General features: G+C 69.1%; 24 protein-coding genes. 10 read left to right on the top strand and 14 right to left on the bottom strand.

Features of this window, described 5'->3' with window-relative positions; translation table 11 throughout:
- The first annotated feature begins 106 nt into the window (after window positions 1–106).
- From gloB to MRB58_RS07910, 3 genes are all read left to right on the top strand, one after another.
- Window positions 107–865, top strand: coding sequence for a hydroxyacylglutathione hydrolase (gene gloB, locus MRB58_RS07920; RefSeq protein WP_244781185.1), 759 nt, complete (start codon window positions 107–109; stop codon window positions 863–865).
- Window positions 862–1,302 carry a cupin domain-containing protein gene (locus tag MRB58_RS07915; RefSeq protein WP_244781184.1) on the top strand — a complete coding sequence of 147 codons (441 nt, stop codon included), beginning with the start codon at window positions 862–864 and terminating at the stop codon, window positions 1,300–1,302. Before gloB ends, MRB58_RS07915 begins: the two co-directional genes overlap by 4 nt.
- Before the next feature lie 68 nt (window positions 1,303–1,370).
- Complete coding sequence (locus MRB58_RS07910) at window positions 1,371–2,315, top strand: calcium/sodium antiporter (protein WP_244781183.1); 945 nt, start codon at window positions 1,371–1,373, stop codon at window positions 2,313–2,315.
- Between the two features lie 49 nt (window positions 2,316–2,364).
- On the opposite strand, the gene phbB is transcribed toward MRB58_RS07910, so the two are convergent.
- The 3 genes from phbB to MRB58_RS07895 all read right to left on the bottom strand — a co-directional run bounded on the left by phbB (window position 2,365) and on the right by MRB58_RS07895 (window position 4,752).
- Window positions 2,365–3,087 carry an acetoacetyl-CoA reductase gene (phbB, locus tag MRB58_RS07905; RefSeq protein ID WP_244781182.1) on the bottom strand — a complete coding sequence of 241 codons (723 nt, stop codon included), beginning with the start codon at window positions 3,085–3,087 and terminating at the stop codon, window positions 2,365–2,367.
- A gap of 108 nt (window positions 3,088–3,195) precedes the next feature.
- On the bottom strand, window positions 3,196–3,462 hold the full coding sequence (locus tag MRB58_RS07900) for an alpha/beta fold hydrolase (protein ID WP_244781927.1): 267 nt from the start codon (window positions 3,460–3,462) through the stop codon (window positions 3,196–3,198).
- 105 nt (window positions 3,463–3,567) lie between these two features.
- Window positions 3,568–4,752 (bottom strand): acetyl-CoA C-acetyltransferase, encoded by a 1,185-nt coding sequence (locus MRB58_RS07895; RefSeq protein ID WP_244781181.1) that lies wholly within the window; start codon window positions 4,750–4,752, stop codon window positions 3,568–3,570.
- A 263-nt stretch (window positions 4,753–5,015) separates the two neighbouring features.
- Between MRB58_RS07895 and phaR the strand changes: the two genes are divergently transcribed.
- A complete protein-coding gene (gene phaR, locus MRB58_RS07890; protein WP_244781180.1) occupies window positions 5,016–5,618 on the top strand; it encodes a polyhydroxyalkanoate synthesis repressor PhaR in 603 nt (200 codons plus the stop codon).
- 115 nt (window positions 5,619–5,733) lie between these two features.
- Here the strand turns inward: phaR and MRB58_RS07885 are convergent, their stop codons facing one another.
- The 3 genes from MRB58_RS07885 to MRB58_RS07875 form a co-directional block, all read right to left on the bottom strand.
- Window positions 5,734–6,117 carry a hypothetical protein gene (locus MRB58_RS07885; protein WP_244781179.1) on the bottom strand — a complete coding sequence of 128 codons (384 nt, stop codon included), beginning with the start codon at window positions 6,115–6,117 and terminating at the stop codon, window positions 5,734–5,736.
- A gap of 185 nt (window positions 6,118–6,302) precedes the next feature.
- Window positions 6,303–6,488 (bottom strand): 50S ribosomal protein L32, encoded by a 186-nt coding sequence (gene rpmF, locus MRB58_RS07880; protein WP_244781178.1) that lies wholly within the window; start codon window positions 6,486–6,488, stop codon window positions 6,303–6,305.
- Between the two features lie 121 nt (window positions 6,489–6,609).
- The gene (locus MRB58_RS07875) at window positions 6,610–7,290 is read right to left on the bottom strand and encodes a biosynthetic peptidoglycan transglycosylase (protein ID WP_244781177.1); all 681 of its coding nucleotides are present in this window, start codon (window positions 7,288–7,290) and stop codon (window positions 6,610–6,612) included.
- Window positions 7,291–7,407: 117 nt separating this feature from the next.
- On the opposite strand from MRB58_RS07875, the gene MRB58_RS07870 reads away from it, so the two are divergent.
- Together MRB58_RS07870 and MRB58_RS07865 are read left to right on the top strand one after the other, a co-directional pair.
- A complete protein-coding gene (locus MRB58_RS07870) occupies window positions 7,408–8,280 on the top strand; it encodes a polyprenyl synthetase family protein (protein ID WP_244781176.1) in 873 nt (290 codons plus the stop codon).
- Between the two features lie 99 nt (window positions 8,281–8,379).
- Entirely contained in the window at window positions 8,380–8,835 is a 456-nt protein-coding gene (locus tag MRB58_RS07865; RefSeq protein WP_244781175.1) for a hypothetical protein, read from the top strand.
- A gap of 37 nt (window positions 8,836–8,872) precedes the next feature.
- Here the strand turns inward: MRB58_RS07865 and MRB58_RS07860 are convergent, their stop codons facing one another.
- The 6 genes from MRB58_RS07860 to lptB all read right to left on the bottom strand — a co-directional run bounded on the left by MRB58_RS07860 (window position 8,873) and on the right by lptB (window position 15,901).
- Window positions 8,873–10,423, bottom strand: coding sequence for an NAD(P)/FAD-dependent oxidoreductase (locus tag MRB58_RS07860; RefSeq protein ID WP_244781174.1), 1,551 nt, complete (start codon window positions 10,421–10,423; stop codon window positions 8,873–8,875).
- A 380-nt stretch (window positions 10,424–10,803) separates the two neighbouring features.
- Entirely contained in the window at window positions 10,804–12,204 is a 1,401-nt protein-coding gene (leuC, locus tag MRB58_RS07855; RefSeq protein WP_244781173.1) for a 3-isopropylmalate dehydratase large subunit, read from the bottom strand.
- A 158-nt stretch (window positions 12,205–12,362) separates the two neighbouring features.
- A complete protein-coding gene (ptsN, locus tag MRB58_RS07850) occupies window positions 12,363–12,824 on the bottom strand; it encodes a PTS IIA-like nitrogen regulatory protein PtsN (protein ID WP_244781172.1) in 462 nt (153 codons plus the stop codon).
- 4 nt (window positions 12,825–12,828) lie between these two features.
- Window positions 12,829–13,443: a ribosome hibernation-promoting factor, HPF/YfiA family gene (gene hpf, locus MRB58_RS07845; protein WP_244781171.1), complete on the bottom strand. Its 615-nt coding sequence runs from the start codon at window positions 13,441–13,443 to the stop codon at window positions 12,829–12,831.
- A 214-nt stretch (window positions 13,444–13,657) separates the two neighbouring features.
- The gene (gene rpoN / locus MRB58_RS07840) at window positions 13,658–15,001 is read right to left on the bottom strand and encodes an RNA polymerase factor sigma-54 (RefSeq protein WP_256461710.1); all 1,344 of its coding nucleotides are present in this window, start codon (window positions 14,999–15,001) and stop codon (window positions 13,658–13,660) included.
- Between the two features lie 63 nt (window positions 15,002–15,064).
- Window positions 15,065–15,901, bottom strand: coding sequence for an LPS export ABC transporter ATP-binding protein (lptB, locus tag MRB58_RS07835; RefSeq protein WP_244781170.1), 837 nt, complete (start codon window positions 15,899–15,901; stop codon window positions 15,065–15,067).
- 95 nt (window positions 15,902–15,996) lie between these two features.
- On the opposite strand from lptB, the gene MRB58_RS07830 reads away from it, so the two are divergent.
- Window positions 15,997–16,617, top strand: coding sequence for a septation protein A (locus MRB58_RS07830; RefSeq protein WP_244781169.1), 621 nt, complete (start codon window positions 15,997–15,999; stop codon window positions 16,615–16,617).
- A gap of 70 nt (window positions 16,618–16,687) precedes the next feature.
- On the opposite strand, the gene MRB58_RS07825 is transcribed toward MRB58_RS07830, so the two are convergent.
- Window positions 16,688–16,876 (bottom strand): DUF1192 domain-containing protein, encoded by a 189-nt coding sequence (locus tag MRB58_RS07825; RefSeq protein WP_244781168.1) that lies wholly within the window; start codon window positions 16,874–16,876, stop codon window positions 16,688–16,690.
- A gap of 154 nt (window positions 16,877–17,030) precedes the next feature.
- Between MRB58_RS07825 and MRB58_RS07820 the strand changes: the two genes are divergently transcribed.
- Both MRB58_RS07820 and MRB58_RS07815 read left to right on the top strand, forming a co-directional pair.
- On the top strand, window positions 17,031–18,020 hold the full coding sequence (locus MRB58_RS07820) for an NAD(P)H-quinone oxidoreductase (protein ID WP_244781167.1): 990 nt from the start codon (window positions 17,031–17,033) through the stop codon (window positions 18,018–18,020).
- A 139-nt stretch (window positions 18,021–18,159) separates the two neighbouring features.
- Entirely contained in the window at window positions 18,160–18,891 is a 732-nt protein-coding gene (locus MRB58_RS07815; protein WP_244781166.1) for a DUF1013 domain-containing protein, read from the top strand.
- Between the two features lie 128 nt (window positions 18,892–19,019).
- Here the strand turns inward: MRB58_RS07815 and MRB58_RS07810 are convergent, their stop codons facing one another.
- On the bottom strand, window positions 19,020–19,706 hold the full coding sequence (locus MRB58_RS07810; RefSeq protein WP_244781165.1) for a helix-turn-helix transcriptional regulator: 687 nt from the start codon (window positions 19,704–19,706) through the stop codon (window positions 19,020–19,022).
- 265 nt (window positions 19,707–19,971) lie between these two features.
- Here MRB58_RS07810 and MRB58_RS07805 point away from each other — a divergent pair, with 265 nt between their 5' ends.
- A complete protein-coding gene (locus MRB58_RS07805; protein WP_244781164.1) occupies window positions 19,972–20,202 on the top strand; it encodes a DUF1127 domain-containing protein in 231 nt (76 codons plus the stop codon).
- The last annotated feature ends 7 nt before the right edge of the window (window positions 20,203–20,209 follow it).

The raw sequence follows: 20,209 nt of genomic DNA, 5'->3' as shown, positions 1-20,209 counted from the left end.
TTGCAGCTTCGCATAGCATGCGGAGCGATCACGTCCCAAATAGGTCCCGAGGTGGACGCGGTGCAGTCGCTGCGCCATGGTTCAGCCAAACGACAAGGGAGTGAACATGGCTGACGTGCGGCTTATTGCGTGCCTGTCGGACAACTACGCGGTGCTCGTCCACAAGGACGGCGAGACGATCCTCGTCGACGCACCCGAGGCCGGCCCGATCAACGCGGCACTCGCCGAAACGGGGTGGACGCTCACCAGCGTCCTCATCACGCACCACCACTCCGACCATGTCCAGGCGCTGGACGAGGTGCGCGGTTCGGCGACCGTCTATGGCCCCGCGGCCGAGGCGGACCGCATCGACGGGCTCGACCGGACCATCGCCGACGGGGAAGAATTCGCCGTCGGTCCCGTCAAGGTCCGCGCGATGTCGACACCCGGCCACACCGCCGGCCACATCAGCTATCACCTGCCCGAGGAGGGGATCGCCTTCACCGCCGATACCTTGTTCGCGATGGGCTGCGGCCGCCTCTTCGAGGGGGACCCGCCGACCATGTGGCGCTCGCTCCAGACCCTGCGCGCCGCCCTGCCGGACGACACCGCCATCTATTGCGGCCACGAATACACGCTGACCAACGCCCGCTACGCCCACGACGCGCTGCCCGCCGACGCCGCGATCGCCGAGCGGCTGGAGGTCGTTCGCGCGGCCCGCGACCGCAAGGAGCCCACGGTGCCGACCACGATGGCCGCCGAGAAGGCGACCAACCCCTTCCTGCGCGCCGACGATCCGGCCGTCGCCGAGGCTCTCGGCATGGCGGGCGCGGACCCGGCCGAGGTGTTCGCACGGCTGCGCAAGGGCCGGGACGGCTTCCAATGAGTGCGGCGAAGGCGATTATCGAGGCGCTGGGGATGCAGCCGCACCCCGAGGGCGGCTACTTCGTCGAGACCTTCCGAGACGCGCCGGACGGCGGCCGCGGCCACTCCACGGCGATCTACTATCTCCTCGAGGCGGGCGACTGCTCGGCCTGGCACCGCGTCACCGACGCGGCGGAGGTGTGGCACTACTATGCCGGCGCGCCACTGGCGCTGACGATTTCGTCCGACGGCCATGATGCCGCATCCATCCGCCTGGGGCCGAACGTCGCCGCCGGCGAGCGGCCGCAGGCGGTGGTTCCGGCCGGCCAGTGGCAGACCGCGGAATCCCTGGGCGAATACAGCTTGGTGGGCTGCACGGTGGCCCCCGGGTTCGCCTTCGAGGCCTTCGAGATGGCACCCGCCGACTGGCGCCCGACGCCGCGCCCGTCGAATGACTGACCGTTGAAGCGGGGCCGCCGGATACCTACACCCCATCGGTCCGATCGGCCCCACCCAAGGTAACCTTCATGACACTTGCCCTCTCGATCGTCGGCGGGCTCTTCGGCCTGTTCGTCGGCGGCGAACTCCTGGTCCGCGGCGCCAGCGGGGTCGCCGTGCGCTTCGGCATGTCGCCCTTGGTGGTCGGCGTCGTGATTGTCGGGTTCGGCACGTCCGCGCCGGAGCTGGTCACCTGCGTGGCGGCCGCGCTGCGCGGCTCGCCGGGGATCGCAGTCGGCAACATCGTCGGCTCCAATATCGCCAATATCCTGCTGATCCTGGGCGCCGCGGCGCTGATGCGGCCGTTCCTCACCAGCCGCACCGCGGTCTTGCGCGACGGCTCGCTGGTCATCGTCACCGCGGTCGCCTTCATGGGCGTCGCGATGACGGGCGAGTTCACCCGTCTCGCCGGCTCGGTCTTCGTCATCGCGCTGATCTGCTACATCGTCTACACCATCCGCTCGGACCGCAAGTCCGCGGCCAAGGCGCAGGAGGTCCCGGCCGAGGCGGGCACGCCGTTCGGCCTGTCGCTCCTCTTCGTGGCGCTGGGGCTCGCCGGCGTCATCATCGGCGCGGAGTACCTGGTGTCCGGCTCGGTGGAACTGGCCGAGCGCTACGGGGTGTCCGAGGAGGTCATCGGCCTGACGATGGTCGCGGTCGGCACCTCGCTGCCCGAACTCGCGACGTCGATCATCGCGGCCTTGCGCAAGCAGTCGGAGATCGCGCTGGGCAACGTGCTGGGCTCGAACGTCTACAACACCATCGGCATCGGCGGTCTGACCGCGGTGGTCCAGCCGGTCCCGGTGTCGCCCGGGATGCAGGCGTTCGATATCCCGCTGATGGTGGCGATCTCGGTGCTGCTGGTGATCGTGGTGGCGACCGGCCAGCGCGTCACCCGGTGGGAGGGCGGGCTGCTGGTGCTGCTCTACGCCGGCTACATCGCCTTCCAGACGACGATGGGCGGCACCACCTGAGCCCCCCGCCGAGGCGGCGACGAGGGGCCGCGCGCGGCCCCTCGGGCGGTCAGGTGATGTACTGGCCGCCGTTGATGGTGAGCGTCGAGCCGGTCATGAACGCGGCGGAGTCGGAGGAGAGGTAGACGCAGAGCGCGCCGATCTCGTCCGCCTTGCCGAGGCGCCCGACCGGGATGCCGGCGACGATCCCCTCCAGCACCTTCTCGGGCACGGCGGCGACCATGTCGGTATCGATATAGCCGGGGGCGATGGCGTTGACGGTGATGCCCTTCCGGGCGTTCTCCTGCGCCAGCGCCTTGGTAAAGCCGATCACGCCGGCCTTGGCGGCAGAATAGTTGGCCTGCCCCATCTGCCCCTTCTGGCCGTTGATCGAGGAGATATTGATGACGCGGCCGAAGCCACGGTCGCGCATGCCGTTGATGAGCGGGCGCGTGACCGCGAACATCGACCCGAGGTTGGTGTCGATCACGGCCTTCCACTGCTCCCACGACATGCGGTGGAAGGTGCCGTCGCGGGTGATCCCGGCGTTGTTCACGACGATGTCGATCGGCCCGACGCTTTCCTGAATGCTGGCGAGCCGGGACTCGCACATCGCCGGGTCGCCGACGTCGAACTTTTCGACGTGGATCCCGGTTTCATCCTTGAAGGCGTTCGCCTTTTCGTCGTTTCCGGCGTAGTTCGCCACGACGGTATGACCAGCGGCTTTCAGAGCTTTCGATATGGCCGCGCCAATTCCGCGCGTTCCACCCGTTACCAATGCAACGCGTGCCATCGTTTCCTCCCCATGAATCGTCCGCTGCGCGGATCTGTTTGTCCTGAATTCATGACGTTTGACAATGAGGTGCGTCAATCGCCCAGGCCCAGGAAAAAGGAAAGTTGGTCAGCGCGATAGCGGTTCCATAAACTTAAGGGTGTTCTTTGCCACAATCTCGGGCGCCGCGAGTTGGGGGAGATGCCCGGCGTTTTCGATGCGTACGAAATCGGCGTGCGGGATCAAGGCTTTCAGCGCCTCGCCGCGAGCGAGCGGAATCCACGGATCGTCCACTCCCCAGAAAATCGCCGTGGGGCAGCGTATCGCCTCGAAGAGGGGCTCGACTTCGGCGGTATACCGCTCGTCCGCCTGGGTGAACTGCTTGTAGAAGGCGATGCGGCCGTGCGCGTCGAGATCCGGGCCGTCACCTCAGCGGACCGCCGCGACGGCGCCTGCGCGCGTCGCGACGGTCTCGTCGAGCGTAAAGGGCAAGCCCGGATCTCAGTTCAGGCTCTCGACGCACAGGGCGACGCCCATGCCGCCGCCGATGCACAGCGTGGCGAGGCCCTTCTTGGCGCCGCGGCGCTTCATCTCGAAGAGCAGCGTCGTCAGCACGCGGTTGCCGGATGCGCCGATCGGGTGGCCGATGGCGATCGCGCCGCCGTTGACGTTCACGATGTCGTCGGCCCAGCCCATGTCCTTGTTGACCGCGCAGGCCTGAGCGGCGAACGCCTCGTTGGCCTCCACGAGGTCGAGGTCGGAGACCGACCAGCCGGCCTTCTGCAGCGCCTTCTTCGAGGCGGGGATCGGCCCGGTGCCCATCACCTTCGGGTCGACGCCCGCGGTCGCCCAGGAGACGATGCGTGCCATCGGCGTGATGCCGCGCTTGGCCGCGTTCGCCTCGCTCATCAGCACCATCGCCGAGGCGCCGTCGTTGATGCCGGAGGCGTTGCCCGCGGTCACGGTGCCGTCCTTGTCGAACGCCGGGCGCAGCTTGCCAACGCTCTCGATCGTGGCGCCGTGGCGGATATACTCGTCCGCGTCGACCACGGTGTCGCCCTTGCGGCCCTTCACCGTGACGGGGACGATCTCGTCCACGAATTTGCCGGCCTTCTGCGCCGCCTCGGCCTTGTTCTGCGACTTCACCGCGAACTCGTCCTGCGCCTCACGGGTGATCTGCCACTCGCGGGCGACGTTCTCGGCGGTGCCGCCCATGTGGTAGCCGTTGAAGGCGTCCCAGAGGCCGTCCTTGATCATCGTGTCGATGAACTTCATGTCGCCCATCTTGTGGCCGGCGCGCAGGTGCGCGGCGTGGGGCGACAGGGTCATGTTCTCCTGGCCGCCGGCGACGATGATGTCGGCATCGCCGGTCAGGATCTGCTGCATGCCGAGACACACCGAGCGCAGGCCCGAGCCGCACACCTGGTTGAGGAGCCAGGCGGTCTTCTCCTTGGGGATGCCCGCGGTCATCGCGGCCTGACGGGCGGGGTTCATGCCGCAGCCGGCGGTCAGCACCTGGCCGAGGATCACCTCGTCTACCTCGTCCGGCGAGACGCCAGCCCGCTCCAACGCACCACCGATGGCGATGGCGCCGAGATCGGCAGCCGCTACGGTGGCGAACGATCCGCTGAACGCGCCCACGGGAGTGCGGGCGGCGCTGGCGATCACGACGCTGTCGTCAGCCATGTCAGGTCTCCTCTTCCTCGGCCGCGCGCGCAGGGGCGGCCGTTCTTTTCAAATTGTGCGGGAACTCAAGAACCCGCATCCGTGTGCTGTCAACCAATGCCTCGGAACGCGGGGCGTTCGCAATCGCAGCAATTTCTCTGGTGCAGCGCGGCGTTTGCCCTTAAGTTGCCGAGGTTCAAGGCATACGCAGGGGTCCGTCACCCATTCCCGCGGGCGTGGGCCGGCTGTGCGCCGACAACATATCCCGTCTTCACGAGGTAGCGATGACACTCGAAAAGACTTCGACGGTCATCAAAAAGTACGCCAATCGGCGCCTGTATCACACCGGAACCAGCGCCTACGTCACGCTGGACGATCTGGCCGAGATGGTGCGCTCCGGCGAGGACTTCGTCGTTCTGGACGCCAAGTCCGGGGAGGATATCACTCGTGGTGTCCTCGGCCAGATCATCTTCGACGCGGAGAGCAAAGGCGGCGGATTGCTGCCGATCGCGTTTCTGCGCCAGCTGATCACGTTCTACGACGGCCGGATGCAGACGATCGTCCCCACCTACCTGGAGCACTCGCTCGCCTCCTTCGCGCGCGAGCAGGAGAGGCTGCGTCAGCAGTGGAGCGAGGCGGTGGGCGAGGGGGCCTTCTCGGTCGTCGAGGATCAGGTGCGGCGCAACATGGACATGTTCCAGCGCTCGATGCGCATGTTCATGCCCTTCACCCCGGAGGCCGCCCCTCAGGCGCAGTCGCCGGAGAACCTCGCCGCCGACGTGAAGGCCCTGCGGGCCGAGCTCGCCAACCTCCAGGCGCGTATGGAATCGCTCTCGCGCGACGAGGCGGAGGACGCGCCCGCCCCGGCCCGCCGGCCCGGCGAGTAGCCGCTTCCGCAACCCCCTCCGCCGGCGGGGCGAGGATCGGAGCAGACGCACAAACGCGAAAGGGCCGGCACGCCTGGCGCCAGCCCTTCGCAGATCCGTGTCGGCTCGTCGCCGGTCAGTCCGGCACAGCCTCGACGTTGCTGTGCGACGACACCAGCGACACCGACACCGTCGCCAAGGTGTCCACCAGCGCCACCATCGTCAGCAGGAAGAAGGTCGACGTGCCGGCGAACTCCACCGTCAGGAACATGACGATGTAGACGCACAGGACGAGCACCATCACCATGTTGCCGAGCACGGTCATGCGGCTCTTGCTGGCCGTCCGCAGGATGCTGAACAGCAGCAGGATCACAGCGAAGCCGATCAGCAGGTCGCTATAGCTGAGCGTCCACTCCTGGCCCGATACCAGCGTCACGTCGACGACGGTGTTGCTCCAGAACGGGATGACGTTCGGATCGCCCGCGTTCGGTGCGACCAGCGGCTGCTGGTACAGGAACAATCCCGCAAAGACATACAGGACGAGCGGAACGAGAGAAAACGGGAAGAGGCCCATTGGAACTGCCTTGCGATCATTTCATACGCTCGTTTGGTCGAGCGTTACCAAAGGATCAAGCACCGCAAGGCGGGATCGGTTCCATCGGCCGACGTCGGAACGGTCGGCCGGCGCTCCCGTGCCGAAACGGCTTAGTCGTCGCTCTTCTGCGTCAGGACTTGGCGGCCCCGATAGCGGCCGGTCTTCAAATCGATGTGATGCGGGCGGCGCAGCTCGCCCGAGTCCTTGTCCTCGACGTACGTCGGTGCCTTCAGCGCGTCCGCAGAACGGCGGAAGCCACGCTTCATGCTGGAGGTCTTGCGCTTCGGCACAGCCATGGTCGAAACTCCAAATACCGCGCAACCCATAGCGCGGGGCTCGTCTCAAGAATGTCGGGAGGCGGATAAAACCGCCAGAAGCGGAGCCAATACAGGCTCGCGCGCGACGACGCAACCGCCCTCACGGGCGAAAGGGCGCCGCCAGACATGTAAACACCCACGGCGCGCGGTCAAGCTCCCTTTCGACATGCGCGATCACGGCACGCTGGCGCTTCGAGGGACGGGCCGCGTTCCGGGCGGCCGGCGCCGGCAGGACGGTCGCCAGCGCCAGCGCCTCGTCACGCGTCAGATCCGCGGCGCTGCGGCCGAACGCCTGCTGTGCCGCGGCCTCGACCCCGTAGGCCGAGCCGGTGAACTGCGCCGTGTTGAGGTAGATCTCCAGGATCCGGTCCTTCGACAGGACGAGGTCCATCCATAGGGCCAACGGCACCTCGATCGCCTTGCGCAGGTAGCTGCGCTCCGGCCAGAGGAAGAGGTTCTTGATCACCTGCATCGTGATCGTGCTCGCCCCGCGCGGTGCCTCGCCGGCGATCGCCTCTTTCACCACCAGCCGCATCTGCCGCAGGTCGATGCCCCAGTGCAGGCAGAAGCGCGCGTCCTCGGCCATGATGACGCCCCGCACCAGCTCCGGTGACATTTCCGTCAGCGGGATCCATGTCTGCACCACCGTGTCGCCGTCGGCCTGGCGGCGCCAGATAGCGAGCGACGGCGGGTCCTTGACGCCGTAGGCCAGCGTGAGGATCAGCGGGATCAGGACCACGGTCACCATGACGGCCCCGAGCGCCTTCAGGATCGGCCGCATTCGATCTCCCTCGCCGGCAGCATACTATCCACCCCCCGGACATATGCGACGGTGGCGACCATGGCGATGGGACGAACATTTGCCTATCATGTCTCGCGTACGACGAGGGAGGATAGGATGGATTTCGCCGCACGGCTGGCCGCGGCTGCCGAGGCGACGAACCGGGTCTTGGACGAAACGCTGCAGCCGACCTCGTCGATCCCGGGACGTCTGCAGGATGCCACCCGCTACGCGACCCTCGCCGGGGGCAAGCGCTTCCGCCCCTTCCTCGTCCTCGAAGCGGCCGCCCTCTTCGGCGCCGATGTCGCCGCGGCCGAGCATGTCGGCGCCGCGTTCGAGTGTCTGCACTCCTATAGTCTCGTCCACGACGACCTGCCGGCGATGGACGACGACGACCTGCGCCGCGGCCAGCCGACGGTCCACAAGGCCTACGACGAGGCGACGGCGATCCTCGTCGGCGACGGCCTGCAGGCGCTCGCGTTCGAGATCATCACCGGTCCGCCGGTGCCGCCGGACCTCGCCGGTCCGCTCGCCCACCTCCTGGCGCGCGCCTCGGGCAACGCCGGGATGGTCGGCGGCCAGTACCGCGACCTCAACGCCCTCGGTCTCGACGCGGACGGGATCCGCGACATGCAGGCGATGAAGACCGGCAGGCTGATCGTCGCCGCCTGCGAGGCGGGGGCGGTGCTGGGTCGCGCCGAGGCCGCCGAACGTCGCGCGCTCGTCCGCTACGGCACGCTTCTGGGCGAGGCGTTCCAGCTCGCCGACGACCTCCTCGACGTGGAGGGCACGGCGGAGGAGACCGGCAAGAAGGTCGGCAAGGACGCGGCGGCGGACAAGGCGACGCTCGTCGGCCTGATCGGCCCGCAGGCGGCGCGTCAGCGGTTGACGGAGATCGTCGCGGCCGCGTCCGAGGCGCTGGCGCCGTTCGGCGGGCGGGCGTCGCCGCTGCGCGAGGCGTGCCGCTTCGTCGCCGAGCGGCGGTCGTGACGGCGGGCGGCGGAACCTGACGTCGGGCTGAACAGTCGGCTCAGCGGCGCTTCAGTCGCGGCCTGCGAAGGTCCTCCCGCACCAACAGGAGGACCGACGATGAAGCTTCTCGGCACCGCACTCGCCACCGCCGTCCTGGCCGCACTGCCGCTCTGCGCCGCTTCCGCGGCGCCCGGCGCGCCTGCAGCCGCCGCCGCGATCACGGCCGGCGCCGGCCTGACCCTCGCCGGCTACGACGGCGACCGCCACGGCGGGTACCGCGGCGGAGACCGCGGGCGACACAAGGGCGGTCACCACGACAAGGGCGGCCACCACGACGGAGGCGGCCACCGCGGCGGTCACCACGCGGGCGGCAAGCACCATGGCCACCGCGGCGGCCCGCACGGCTACAAGCGGCCGCCTTACGCCTACGGCAAGGCGCCCTACCGGCGGCCGCCGGGCCATGCCACGGTGACGCGGTTCGTCAGCCGCGACGGATGCCGTGTGCGGGTCGTCCGGCGCACGCCCTACGGCAAGCAGGTCCGCGTGGTCGACCGTTGCGGCTACCGCTACTGACCCGCCGGCCGGGACGGGACGCCGCCGCGCCGGACGATCAGGCCAGCGCGGCGGCGACGGCCTGGGCGGCGAGGCGCCCGGTCTGCGCGCCGCCGTTCATGTATCCGTAGTAGGCGTCCGAATACTGCTCGCCGGCGAAGGCGAGGCGATCCCGCATGACGGCGTTGTCGACCCCGCCGCTCGCCGTCTCTGTCCAGAAGCATTCGGCGAAGCGGGTCTTCTGGCCCGGCCCCAGATTGGTGTAGCTGCCGCCCAGCCAGGGCGTGCGCAGCCATGCGGTATTGCCGGCGAGGCCGTTGTAGGCCTCCGCCATGCCCGGAAAGCCGCGCGCGAGGCCGGCCAGCGTGTCCGCCACGAACGCCTCGGGGCCGAACCGGTGGATGTCGCGCGTCTCGGCTCCGCCGATCAGGAAGGTCATGCCGCTGTTGGTGTGGCCGGGCTGGCGCACGCCGTCGTCCCACATGACCGAGGCGCCGGCGTCGCTCCACAGGTCCAGCGCGAACCCGTCCGGTCGCTGCCAGGCGCGCCGGTCGAACCCGGCGAAGACCTTCTCGTTGCGCCCCAGCCGCACGGAGGCGGCGAACGCCGGCAGCATCCGCGGCACCGGCACGCGCACCTGCATGCCGCCGATCGCCGGGAAGGGGATCGCCAGCACCGTCGCGTCGACGACGACCTCGCTGCCGTCGGTGAAATTGATGCGGTGGCCGTCGCCCTCCGCGTCGATGAAGGCGGCGCGCTTGCCGCGCTCGATGCGGTCGCCGAGCCGACGCGCCAGCGCGTGGACGATCGCCTCGCTCCCCCCCTCGACCATGTACATCTCGTCGCGTGCGGACATCAGGTCCACCGAGCCGGCGGTCACCGCGGGGAGCGCCGCGATCAGGCCCAACACCGAGGTGCTGCCGGTCTCCACTCCGTATTCGGCCCGGATCAGCGCCGCCACCAGGCCCAGCGCCTCGGCGTTGATCTTGTCCTTGTGCCAGACGAGATATTCGGCGACCGACCGGGCGTCGAGCGTCGGCGCGAGGCCCGCCCAATCGGCGTCGAGGCGCGCGGCGTCGTCCGCGATCTGGCGCGCCAGTGGGGCCAGGGCGTGCGCCACCTCTGCCTCGTCGAGGCGGCGGCCGGCGAAGTGATAGGCCGTCTCGGGTGCGGCGATGCCGGCGGCGTTGGCCGCGACGTCGACCAGGGGGACGCCGAGGGTGCGCGACAGGGCGATCATGTCGGCATGGTCGGAGCTGATATATTGGCCGCCGAACTCGGTGACGATTCCATCCGCCACGAGGCCGACCATGGACCGCACGCGCCCGCCGATCCGGCCCGACGCCTCGTAGACCACCGGCTCATGCCCTGCGGCGAGGGGGTGCCACGCCGCCGAAAGTCCCGCGAGGCCGCCACCGATGACCGCCACGCTCGCCCCGCGGGCGCGCGCCTGGGCGAGCGGGGCGGAGCCGGCGAGGACCGAGGCGGCGGCCATCTGCTGCAGGACCCGCCGCCGCGTCAGCGCTCCGGTGCGGGGGCGCTGCGGGGCACCGGCGAGCGCCTGGCCGAAGAGCTGCTGCGTGCGACGGGAGAAGAGCGAGTGCGCCATGGTCGTGCCCCCTGCGGCGGGCCGCCCGGCGGTCGCGGGCCGCTCTCGCCATGGAGAGCCTAACGCATCCTGGGGTTGCACTCAAACCTGAAGCGCAAAAATTGCGCCTCTTGTGGACGCGCCGGCCGGGATCCGCCGCGCTGCGCGGCAACCCGATTCCCGTTCCCGGAACGATCGTGCCTAAGTTCCGCCGGCGAGCCGCAGGTTCGGCCGAACATGGGCGGAATGTCGCGCGGTAGACTGCACGATCGTCGTCTCGGTGTTCATGACGGCGCCCTCATCGGCGGCGTCGCGGTCGCCCGCCCACGAAAAAGCCGGCCCGACGGTGCGCGTCGGGCCGGCTGATCGCGAAGGCGGGCCGCCGCGGCGGCCGCGCGGTATCAGAACTTGCGCACGTCGACGAAGTGGCCGGCGACGGCGGCGGCCGCGGCCATTGCCGGAGACACCAAATGCGTGCGACCGCGGAAGCCCTGCCGGCCCTCGAAATTGCGGTTCGAGGTCGAGGCGCAGCGCTCGCCGGGGTTGAGCTTGTCGGCATTCATGGCGAGGCACATCGAGCAGCCCGGCTCGCGCCACTCGAAGCCGGCGTCGGTGAGGACCTTGTCGATGCCCTCCGCCTCGGCCTGCGCCTTCACCAGGCCCGAGCCCGGCACGACCATCGCGGAGACGCCCTCGGCCACCTTGTGACCCCGGACGACGGCCGCCACCGCGCGCAGATCCTCGATCCGCCCGTTGGTGCAGGAGCCGATGAACGCCTTGTCGATCGCGATCTGCGACATCGGCGTGCCCGGCGTCAGGCCCATGTATTGCAGCGCCCGCTCCATCGCCTGGCGCTTGTGCGGGTCGGTGATGTCGGCCGGGTTGGGCACCGCGCCGTCGATGCTCATCACCGCCTCGGGCGAGGTGCCCCAGGTGACGATCGGCGGAAGCGCCGCGGCGTCGAGCCGGATCTCGCGGTCGAAGTGGGCGCCGTCGTCGGACGGCAGCGTCTTCCAGTAGGCGACCGCATGGTCGAACGCGGCGCCTTGCGGCGCCTTGGGGCGGCCGGCGATGTACTCGAACGTCGTCTCGTCGGGCGCCACCATGCCGGCGCGCGCCCCGCCCTCGATCGACATGTTGCAGACGGTCATCCGCCCTTCCATCGACAGCGCCCGGATCGCGTCGCCGGCATACTCGATCACGTAGCCGGTGCCGCCGGCCGTGCCGATGGTGCCGATGATCGACAGGACGATGTCCTTCGCCGTCACGTGCGCGGGCACGATACCGTCGACGTCGATCCGGAAGTTCTTCGCCTTGCGGGTCACCAGCGTCTGCGTCGCCAGGACGTGCTCGACCTCGGACGTGCCGATGCCGTGCGCCAACGCGCCGAACGCGCCGTGCGTGGAGGTGTGGCTGTCGCCGCAGACGATGGTCATGCCCGGCAGCGTGAACCCCTGCTCGGGGCCGACGATGTGGACGATGCCCTGCCGCGCGTCGAGCTCGTTGTAGTACTCGATGCCGAAGTCGGCCGCGTTCTGGGCCAGCGTCTCGACCTGGGTGCGGGACTCCGGATCGTCGATCCCGGCGGACCGATCGGTCGTCGGCACGTTGTGATCGACCACGGCGAGGGTGCGCTGCGGGGCGTGGACCTTGCGGCCGGCGAGGCGCAGCCCCTCGAAGGCCTGCGGGCTGGTGACCTCGTGGACGAGGTGGCGGTCGATGTAGAGAAGCGCCGTACCGTCGTCCTGGAGCTCGACGAGGTGGTCGTCCCAGATCTTGTCGTACAGCGTGCGCGCCGCCATGGCTCTCGTCCTCCTTTGTTTTGAACGATACCAGATGCCAACGCGCGAGCGCCTTGGCAAGCGGGCATCATCCCGACCGGAGATAGGGATCGCCTATAACCGGCGCAGCCGTCGTGCCGACGGCGGGTGGCGCCCGTCGGCGGCCCGCCGCGGCGCGGTCAGCTGGCGGCGACGGGGGCGCGGGTCAGCAGCGTGTAGAGCTCGGCCGCGTTCTCGGCATCGCGCAGCTGGTCGGTCATGCCGGGCTGCTTGATCGTGCGGGCGATCTTATTCAGCGCCTTCAGGTGGTCGGCGCCGGCGTCTTCGGGCGCCAGCAGCGCGAAGACGAGGTCGACGGGCTGGTCGTCCAGCGCCTCGAACTCGATCGGCCGGGCGAGCGTGAAGAAGAACGCGGACAGCTTGGGCAGGCCGACGAGCTTGCCGTGCGGGATCGCGATGCCGTGGCCGACACCGGTCGATCCGAGCCGTTCGCGTTGCAGGAGCGTGTCGAACACTTCGCGCTCCGGGAGGCCGGTCCGCCGTGCGGCGAGACTGGCGATTTCCTGGAGCGCCTGCTTCTTCGAGCCGACATCGAGGCCTTGGACGACAGCGTCTGGAGCAAGGAGGTCGGTCAGGTCCACGGGATTAATCCGCAGCGGTGTGAGACGCGCCGGACGAAGCGTTGCCCGAGGCGAGCGACGGATCGATCCAGCCGACATTCCCGTCCGCGCGTCGGTAGACGACGTTGAGCGACCCGTTGGCCGCGTTTCGGAACATGAGCGCTGGGGCATCGATGAGATCTAGCTGCAAGACCGCCATGGAGACGGTCATGGTACGGATTTTGGTCGGTGTCTCGGCGACGACGAGGGGCGCGTAGTTCTCTTCGAGCTCCTCGTCCTCGTCCGGGGCGGCGAGAACGGTATAGTTGGCGACCGCGGCCTCGACTTCCGCCGTGGACGGCCCGGTCTTGTGGGCCTTCAGGCGGCGCTTGTAGCGGCGCAGTCGCTTGTCGATCCGCTCGGCGGCCTGGTCGAACGCCGCTGTGGCGTCGCCGGCGGTGGCGGAGGTCTTCAGAAGGACGCCCGTGTCGAGGTGGATCGTGCAATCGGCCTCGAAGCCGGCGCCGGTCTTCGAAACGGTCACTTGCCCGGAATGGTTCCCGTCGAAGTATTTCCCGACGGACGCTTCGACCCGCTCTTCGATGCGTTGCCGCAGAGCGTTGCCGACGTCCATATTCTTGCCAGCGATGGTGAGGGCCATGACAATCCCGAATCGTTTCTATGTCGTCTTCGATAGACGTGGGGCGGAGGCCAGAGCCGGACGACGGTCCGACATCTCCGCGACACGCGAAACAGGGACTGTCACGGGGACGCGATCGTCGGTGGCGCCGAGCCGTGGCGCGGCCTTCTAGGCGCGCGCGCCAGTGGTGTCAATGTTCCAGATCGAGCGTGTACGATTTGCCCGATCTTGTCGATCACCTGCGCGACCCTACCGAGCCGAACCCGTCATGACGGGCCATGCGCCGTCTTTCCACCGACGAAGGGATGTTCATCGCCTCGCGATATTTCGCCACCGTCCTCCGCGCGATCACGATGCCGCTGTTCTTCAGCGTCTGCACGATCTCGTCGTCGGACCTCACATTGGTGGCGCTCTCGGTGTCCACAATGCGGCGAATTTGTGCACGCACCGCCTCGGCCGACACCGCGCCGTCGCCCGCGTCGATCGCCACCGCGAAGAAGGCGCGGAACGGGAACACCCCGCGCGGCGAGGCGAGCGCCTTGTTGGACACGACGCGGCTGACGGTGGACTCGTGCATGCCGATGTCCTGCGCCACCTCGCGCAGGGTGAGCGGCGAGACATGCTGCGCCTCGCCCTCGAAGAAGGCTCGCTGCCGCGACACTATGGCAGAGGCGACCTTGACGATCGTGCGGGCCCGCTGGTCCAGGCTGCGGGTCAGCCAGTGGGCCGAGCGCATGCACTGGTTGGCGAAGGACGTCGCCGTCTGGTTGCCCATCGCGGTGACTTCGGCGTGGTAGTCGGAATCGACGAGGACGCGCGGCAGGCGCTGCGTGTCGAGCGCGACGATGAACCCGCCCTCGGCACGGCGGCGCACGATGACGTCCGGCTCGATGGCGACGAGGGGCGTATTGTCGAACGCGAGGCCCGGCCGCGGGTCGAGGCCGCGCAGCCGGCTCAGCACCTCGATCACCGCCGCTTCGCTCGCCTGGCACACGTCCGCGAGACGGCGCACGTCCCGCTTGGCCACCAAGGCGAGGTTCTCGATCACCCGCTCGGCGAGCGGGTCGAAGTCGCCACGGGCCTGGAGCTGGAGGGCGAGGCACTCGGCGAGGTCGCGCGCGAAGAGGCCCGCCGGCTCTATCGTCTGCAACTTCGCCAAGGTGCCGGCGACGTCGGCGGGGGAGACGCCCAGCGCGACGATGGTGTCGTCCTGCGTGTCGGGCGGGAGGCGTCCGTCGGGGGCGAGCGAGCCGATCAGAAAGTCGGCGATGGCGCGCTCTTTCGTGGTGAAACGAAGGCCGACGATCTCGCGGCGGCAATGGTCGGCGAGGGTCTCGCGGACGGCCACGGTGGCGAAGGGGTCGAGCGGGACGGCGGAGCTGGAAACGTCACGCTTGGGTGCGACACGCCCGTCGCCCCGCGGCGAAAGCGTGAGAAACGGGTTCTGGTCCACCTCTTCGCGGACAGCAGCCTCCAGCTCCAGATTGGACATTTGCAGCAGCTTGATGGCCTGCATCAGCTGCGGAGTCATGGCCAAAGTCTGTCGCTGGGACTGAACGAGCCGGAGAGATGGTGTCACGATTGTGAAGTCCGTTTGGCGCGATCCTTGCTTCCCAATTGATTAAACATCGGGCGGCCCGAGTCAAAGCCGGAATTGCTCTCCGAGGTACAACCTTCGAACATCTCTGTTTTCGACGATCTCCTGCGGCGTGCCTTCCGTCAGCACGGCGCCGTTGGCGATAATTGTCGCACGGTCGATTAAACCGAGTGTTTCCCGCACGTTATGATCGGTGATCAGAACGCCGATGCCGCGGTTGGTCAGGTGCCGCACCAACGTCTGGATGTCCGAGACGGCGATCGGATCGACGCCGGCGAACGGCTCGTCGAGCAGCATGAAGTCCGGCTTCGAGGCGAGGGCCCGCGCGATTTCGACGCGCCGGCGCTCGCCGCCGGAGAGTGCCGTGGCCGGCGAACCGGCGAGCCGCGACAGGCCGAACTCGTCGAGCAGCTCCTCCAGCGTCGCCTTGCGCTGGCGCTTGTCGGGCTCGGTCAGCTCCAGGATCGCCATCACGTTCTGGGCCACCGTCAGCCCGCGAAAGATCGAGGCTTCCTGCGGCAGATAGCCGATGCCGAGCCGCGCGCGCCGGTACATCGGCAGGTGCGTGATCGGAAAGCCGTTCAGCGTGATGGCGCCGTTGTCGGGCTTGATGAGGCCCGTGATCATGTAGAACACGGTGGTCTTGCCCGCACCGTTCGGACCGAGCAGACCCACCGTCTCGCCCTGCGACAGGCTCAGCGAGACGTCCCGCACCACCGTGCGGCGGCCGTAGGTCTTGGCGAGGCCACGGACGATGAGGCCGCCGACCTCGTCACCCGGTGCGTCATCGGATCCCGATCCCGCCGCCGCGCTTGACTTCGCGGCACGAGCCTTGCGGGATGCGCGCGTCGCGCCGGGTCGGGGAAAGGCTGTCTGATCCATAGCCTGAATTTTACCGCCTTACGTGTTGCACTCAACGCGGTGAACCGCATCTGGCATGTGCGATCGCGCGAAGCCCGCCGCTAGCTGGAGGACATATGGCCACGCACCAGAAAAATAGCGTGCTCAAGCTGATTCTGGAGCTTGGACCACTCATCACCTTCTTTGTCGTTAACGCCCGTGCCGATACCTGGGACCTCACCCGGCTCGGCCCGTTCGCCGACGTCGACCCGGACACCGTGCCCATCATGGCCGCCACCGCCGCGTTCATGTTCGCGACGGTCGCCGCCTTGACGGTTTCGTTGATAGCCTATCGTAAGGTGCCGGTCATGCCGTTGATATCCGGCGCGATCGTGATCGTGTTCGGCGGGCTCACGCTGTACCTGCAGAACGACACCTTCATCAAAATGAAGCCCACCATCGTGAACCTCATCTTCGCGGCGACGCTGCTGGGGGGGCTCTTCCTGTTCCGCCGCCCGCTGCTCGCCCTCGTGTTCGACAGCGTGTTCCAGATCGACGACGAGGGGTGGTGGAAGCTGTCGCTGCGGTGGGGCCTCTTTTTCCTGGTTCTGGCGGCGCTGAACGAGATCGTCTGGCGCAACTTTTCGACCGACACCTGGGTGACCTTCAAGGTGTTCGGCACCATGCCGCTGACGATCCTCTTCACGCTCAGCCAGCTCCCGCTGCTGCAAAAGCACGCCATCGCGCAGGAGACCTGACGCGGCCGCCGGCCCGGCACCGAGGACGGATGCCCCGCCGGCGGGGCGTCGCGCCTAGAACTTGCCGCGCCTAGAACTTGAAGACGCTGGCCGCCGCCTCGCGCGAGCGATCCTTGGCGCCGATCTCCCGGTCGATCCGGGCCAGCTCGGCCTCTAACGCGGCCTTCAGTTCCTCCAGATCCCGCACCGACAGCCGGTCCAGGCTGTCACCCAGCGTGTGGGCCGTCCGCGGCTGACGCGGCTCGTCGTCTCTGTCCATGGCGCACTCCCACGCGTTCCCCGCCTCATCCTGGCGGCGACAGGGGGCGCGAGGCAAGGACCGGTCGGCACGACCCCCTTCGCGAACCCGTGATCGCGGCGCTACGTTGACCCCTGCGGCCTGAGCCGCGGATCACGATATCGGAGACCTCACCATGTCCATCCCCACCACCATGCGCGCCGTCACCGCGCCGACCCCCGGCGGTCCCGACGTCCTGGAGGTCGGCGAGCATCCGGTGCCGAAGGTCGATGCGGGCGAGGTGCTGATTAAAATCGAGGCAGCCGGCGTCAACCGGCCCGACTGCCTGCAGCGTGCCGGCAACTACCCGCCGCCCCCCGGCGCCGGCCCGATCTTCGGCCTCGAGGTCGCCGGCGAAGTCGTCCACGCCGGCAGCGCGGCGCAGCGCTTCGAGGTGGGCGACAAGGTGATGGCCCTCGTCGTGGCCGGCGGCTACGCCGAATACGTCGCCGTGCCCGAGTCCACGGTTCTGCCGATCCCCGACGGCCTCTCGATCGAGGAGGCGGCGGGAATCCCGGAAACCTATTTCACGGTCTGGAGCAACGTGTTCGACCGCGGCCGCCTGGCATCGGGCGAGACCTTTCTCGTCCACGGCGGGACCTCCGGCATCGGCACCACGGCGATCCAGCTCGCCAAGGCGTTCGGCGCGACGGTGATCACCACCGCCGGCTCGGACGACAAGTGCGCCGCCTGCCTGGGGCTGGGCGCCGACCGGGCGATCAACTACCAGAAGGAGGACTGGGTCGCCGCCTGCAAGGACGCCGCCCCCGACGGCGTTCACCTGACGCTCGACATGGTCGGCGGCGACTACGTGGCGAAGAATTGGAAGGTCGCCGCGGTGGAGGGCCGCATCGTCCAGATCGCGACGCTGAACGGCCCGTCGGAGGCGAACTTCTCGCTGCTGATGATGAAGCGCCTCGTGCATACGGGGTCGACGCTGCGGGCGCGCGAGGTGCCGTTCAAGGCCGCCATCGCCCGGTCGCTGGAGGAGAAGGTCTTCCCGCTCTTCGCCGACGGGCGCACCAAGGTGGTGATGGACCAGGTCTTCGCCCTCGACGACGTCGTCGAGGCGCACCGGCGAATGGAGGGCTCCAGCCACATCGGCAAGATCGTGCTGAAGCCCTGACGCTGCACCCGGAGCGTCGCATCGGCGGCGGTGCAATTGCGTCCGCGGCCGATGCGACTTATATCAAGCTCATTCCTCAAAACCCCGGCGTGCGTTCGGGTTCTCGCGCTCCTTCGGCGCGAGAGCGCAAGGAGACTTTATGCAATCCGATCCCGACACTCCCTTGATGCCCAAGGCGACTGCGGTCTGGCTGGTCGACAACACGTCGATGACGTTCGAGCAGATTGCAGCTTTTTGTCGCCTTCATCCGCTGGAGGTCGGCGCCATTGCCGACGGTGACGCCGCGCAAGGGATCAAGGGGGCCGATCCGATCCAGACCGGACAGTTGACGCGGGCGGAGATCGAGCGGGCGGAGACCAATCCGGGCTACCGCCTCAAGCTGTCGAAGCCGAAGACGATCGTGCCGGAGCTCAAGCGCAAGGGCCCGCGTTATACGCCGGTGTCCAAGCGCCAGGACCGCCCGAACGCGATCCTGTGGCTGGTGCGCCATCACCCCGAGCTGAAGGACCAGGCCGTGATCCGCCTGGTGGGGACGACGAAGGCGACCATCGCCGCGATCCGTGACCGCACGCACTGGAACTCGGCCAACCTGACCCCGCTCGACCCCGTGACGCTGGGCCTGTGCAGCCAGGTCGATCTCGACCGCGAAGTGGAGACCGCCGCCCGCGAGTCCGGCATCACGAGCCCGGCGGTGCTGCCGGCCGGCCTCGGCGAGCAGCCCGATGCGCTGATGCCGGTGGAGCAGAGCCTCGACCAGGCCGACGACGACGGCCGCAACGACCGCAGCCGCGTGGACCCGGACGCGGTCTTCTCCGGCCTCCAGGCCTGGAAGAAGGGCGAGCGCCACGAGGACGAAGACGACGAGGATTGAGCCGGCCCGCCGTCCGCGCACCGCGGCCGGCCCCGGCTTCCGGCCCCCGGCTCGCGCGCCTGATCGAGCGTGCCGGTGCCGGCACGCGCCCGGGACGATGCGGTGAACATCAGTGAGCCGAAGCGGCCCTAGCCGCGGACCCCGAAGGTCTCGCGCAGGGCCCGCTCGCCGGCGGGCGTGACGATGATGGAGCGGGTCCCCGTGACCCGCCGCACCCAGTGCCGCTCCACGAAGGAGGCCAGCAACGCCCCGCCCAGCGCGCCGGCGAGATGGTGGCGCCGCTCGCTCCAGTCGAGGCAGGCGCGGCACAGTGGCCGCTTGGCGCCTCGCAGGGCGGCGATGTCGATCCCCAGCGTGCTCAGCCGCCGTGCCCCGTGCGGTGTCAGCGAGACGGCATCGTCCGCGCGGACGAAGACGCCATCCGCGACCAGGCAGTCGAACAAGGAGACGGCCAGCGTGCCGGCGAGGTGGTCGTAGCACACGCGCGCCCGCCGCAGGGCCGGGTCGCGCGGCCCCGGCACCCGCTTGGGGCCCACCGGCCGCGCCGCGAAGACGCCGAGGCTCTCCACCAGCGCCGCCGCCTCGGGCCCCGCGAAGCGAAAATAGACATGCCGCCCCTGCTTCTCGCGGGCGATCAGGTCGCCGTCCTCCAACTGGGCGAGGTGGGCGCTGGCGGTCTGGCGCGTGACGCCGGCCGCTTCGGCCAGCTCGCCCGCCGTCAAGGCCATGCCGCCGAGCAATGCGGTGAGCATGGCCGCGCGCGCCGGATCGCCGACCAGGGCGCCGACGCGGGAGATGTTGGGGCCCTCGCCCATAGCCTCCTCCTTCGGTTGCCCGCATTCTACACCGCCGCGCCGGCCAACGCTTCGGCACGGCGCGAACCGTCTCGCCGCATCGCCGGCCGTATCGGCGGCCGCACCGCCGGCAGTACCGCCGCGCGCGTTCCGCCTGTGGCGGGATATGGCGGTGCCGGCGACGGTTCGGCCTGCGCCGAAGCATCGGGCGGGCGCGGCGGGCTACTCCGGTGGCGTCGCCGCGAGGGCCGGATGGGCCGGATGCGGCCTGCCTGGAGATCGCACGATGGCCGACCGCGTCTCATCCATTCCCCTGAAGCGTCCGCTCGCCGGCGGTCCGGCGTTCTGGCGGCTCGTCGACGGGATCCGCGGGGCGTTGCGGCGGCGTGCCACGGTGCGCGCACTCGCCCGGATGGACGATGCGGCACTGGACGACATCGGCGTCAGCCGCGCCGTGCTCCCGCATGCGACCCTCTACGCCGCGCCGCCGGTGTCGCCGGGAGCGCAGAAGAGGTAGGCTGCGG

The sequence above is a fragment of the Acuticoccus sp. I52.16.1 genome, assembly GCF_022865125.1.
In the GTDB taxonomy this organism is placed as follows: Bacteria; Pseudomonadota; Alphaproteobacteria; order Rhizobiales; family Amorphaceae; genus Acuticoccus.
This window is presented reverse-complemented; position numbering and strand designations above follow the sequence as displayed.

Coding starts and splice junctions, on each gene's coding strand:
- gloB (WP_244781185.1), top strand. CDS start 107: ATGGCTGACGTGCGGCTTATTGCGTGCCTGTCGGACAACTACGCGGTG.
- MRB58_RS07915 (WP_244781184.1), top strand. CDS start 862: ATGAGTGCGGCGAAGGCGATTATCGAGGCGCTGGGGATGCAGCCGCAC.
- MRB58_RS07910 (WP_244781183.1), top strand. CDS start 1,371: ATGACACTTGCCCTCTCGATCGTCGGCGGGCTCTTCGGCCTGTTCGTC.
- phbB (WP_244781182.1), bottom strand. CDS start 3,087: ATGGCACGCGTTGCATTGGTAACGGGTGGAACGCGCGGAATTGGCGCG.
- MRB58_RS07895 (WP_244781181.1), bottom strand. CDS start 4,752: ATGGCTGACGACAGCGTCGTGATCGCCAGCGCCGCCCGCACTCCCGTG.
- phaR (WP_244781180.1), top strand. CDS start 5,016: ATGACACTCGAAAAGACTTCGACGGTCATCAAAAAGTACGCCAATCGG.
- rpmF (WP_244781178.1), bottom strand. CDS start 6,488: ATGGCTGTGCCGAAGCGCAAGACCTCCAGCATGAAGCGTGGCTTCCGC.
- MRB58_RS07875 (WP_244781177.1), bottom strand. CDS start 7,290: ATGCGGCCGATCCTGAAGGCGCTCGGGGCCGTCATGGTGACCGTGGTC.
- MRB58_RS07870 (WP_244781176.1), top strand. CDS start 7,408: ATGGATTTCGCCGCACGGCTGGCCGCGGCTGCCGAGGCGACGAACCGG.
- MRB58_RS07865 (WP_244781175.1), top strand. CDS start 8,380: ATGAAGCTTCTCGGCACCGCACTCGCCACCGCCGTCCTGGCCGCACTG.
- MRB58_RS07860 (WP_244781174.1), bottom strand. CDS start 10,423: ATGGCGCACTCGCTCTTCTCCCGTCGCACGCAGCAGCTCTTCGGCCAG.
- leuC (WP_244781173.1), bottom strand. CDS start 12,204: ATGGCGGCGCGCACGCTGTACGACAAGATCTGGGACGACCACCTCGTC.
- hpf (WP_244781171.1), bottom strand. CDS start 13,443: ATGGCCCTCACCATCGCTGGCAAGAATATGGACGTCGGCAACGCTCTG.
- lptB (WP_244781170.1), bottom strand. CDS start 15,901: ATGGATCAGACAGCCTTTCCCCGACCCGGCGCGACGCGCGCATCCCGC.
- MRB58_RS07830 (WP_244781169.1), top strand. CDS start 15,997: ATGGCCACGCACCAGAAAAATAGCGTGCTCAAGCTGATTCTGGAGCTT.
- MRB58_RS07825 (WP_244781168.1), bottom strand. CDS start 16,876: ATGGACAGAGACGACGAGCCGCGTCAGCCGCGGACGGCCCACACGCTG.
- MRB58_RS07820 (WP_244781167.1), top strand. CDS start 17,031: ATGTCCATCCCCACCACCATGCGCGCCGTCACCGCGCCGACCCCCGGC.
- MRB58_RS07815 (WP_244781166.1), top strand. CDS start 18,160: ATGCAATCCGATCCCGACACTCCCTTGATGCCCAAGGCGACTGCGGTC.
- MRB58_RS07810 (WP_244781165.1), bottom strand. CDS start 19,706: ATGGGCGAGGGCCCCAACATCTCCCGCGTCGGCGCCCTGGTCGGCGAT.
- MRB58_RS07805 (WP_244781164.1), top strand. CDS start 19,972: ATGGCCGACCGCGTCTCATCCATTCCCCTGAAGCGTCCGCTCGCCGGC.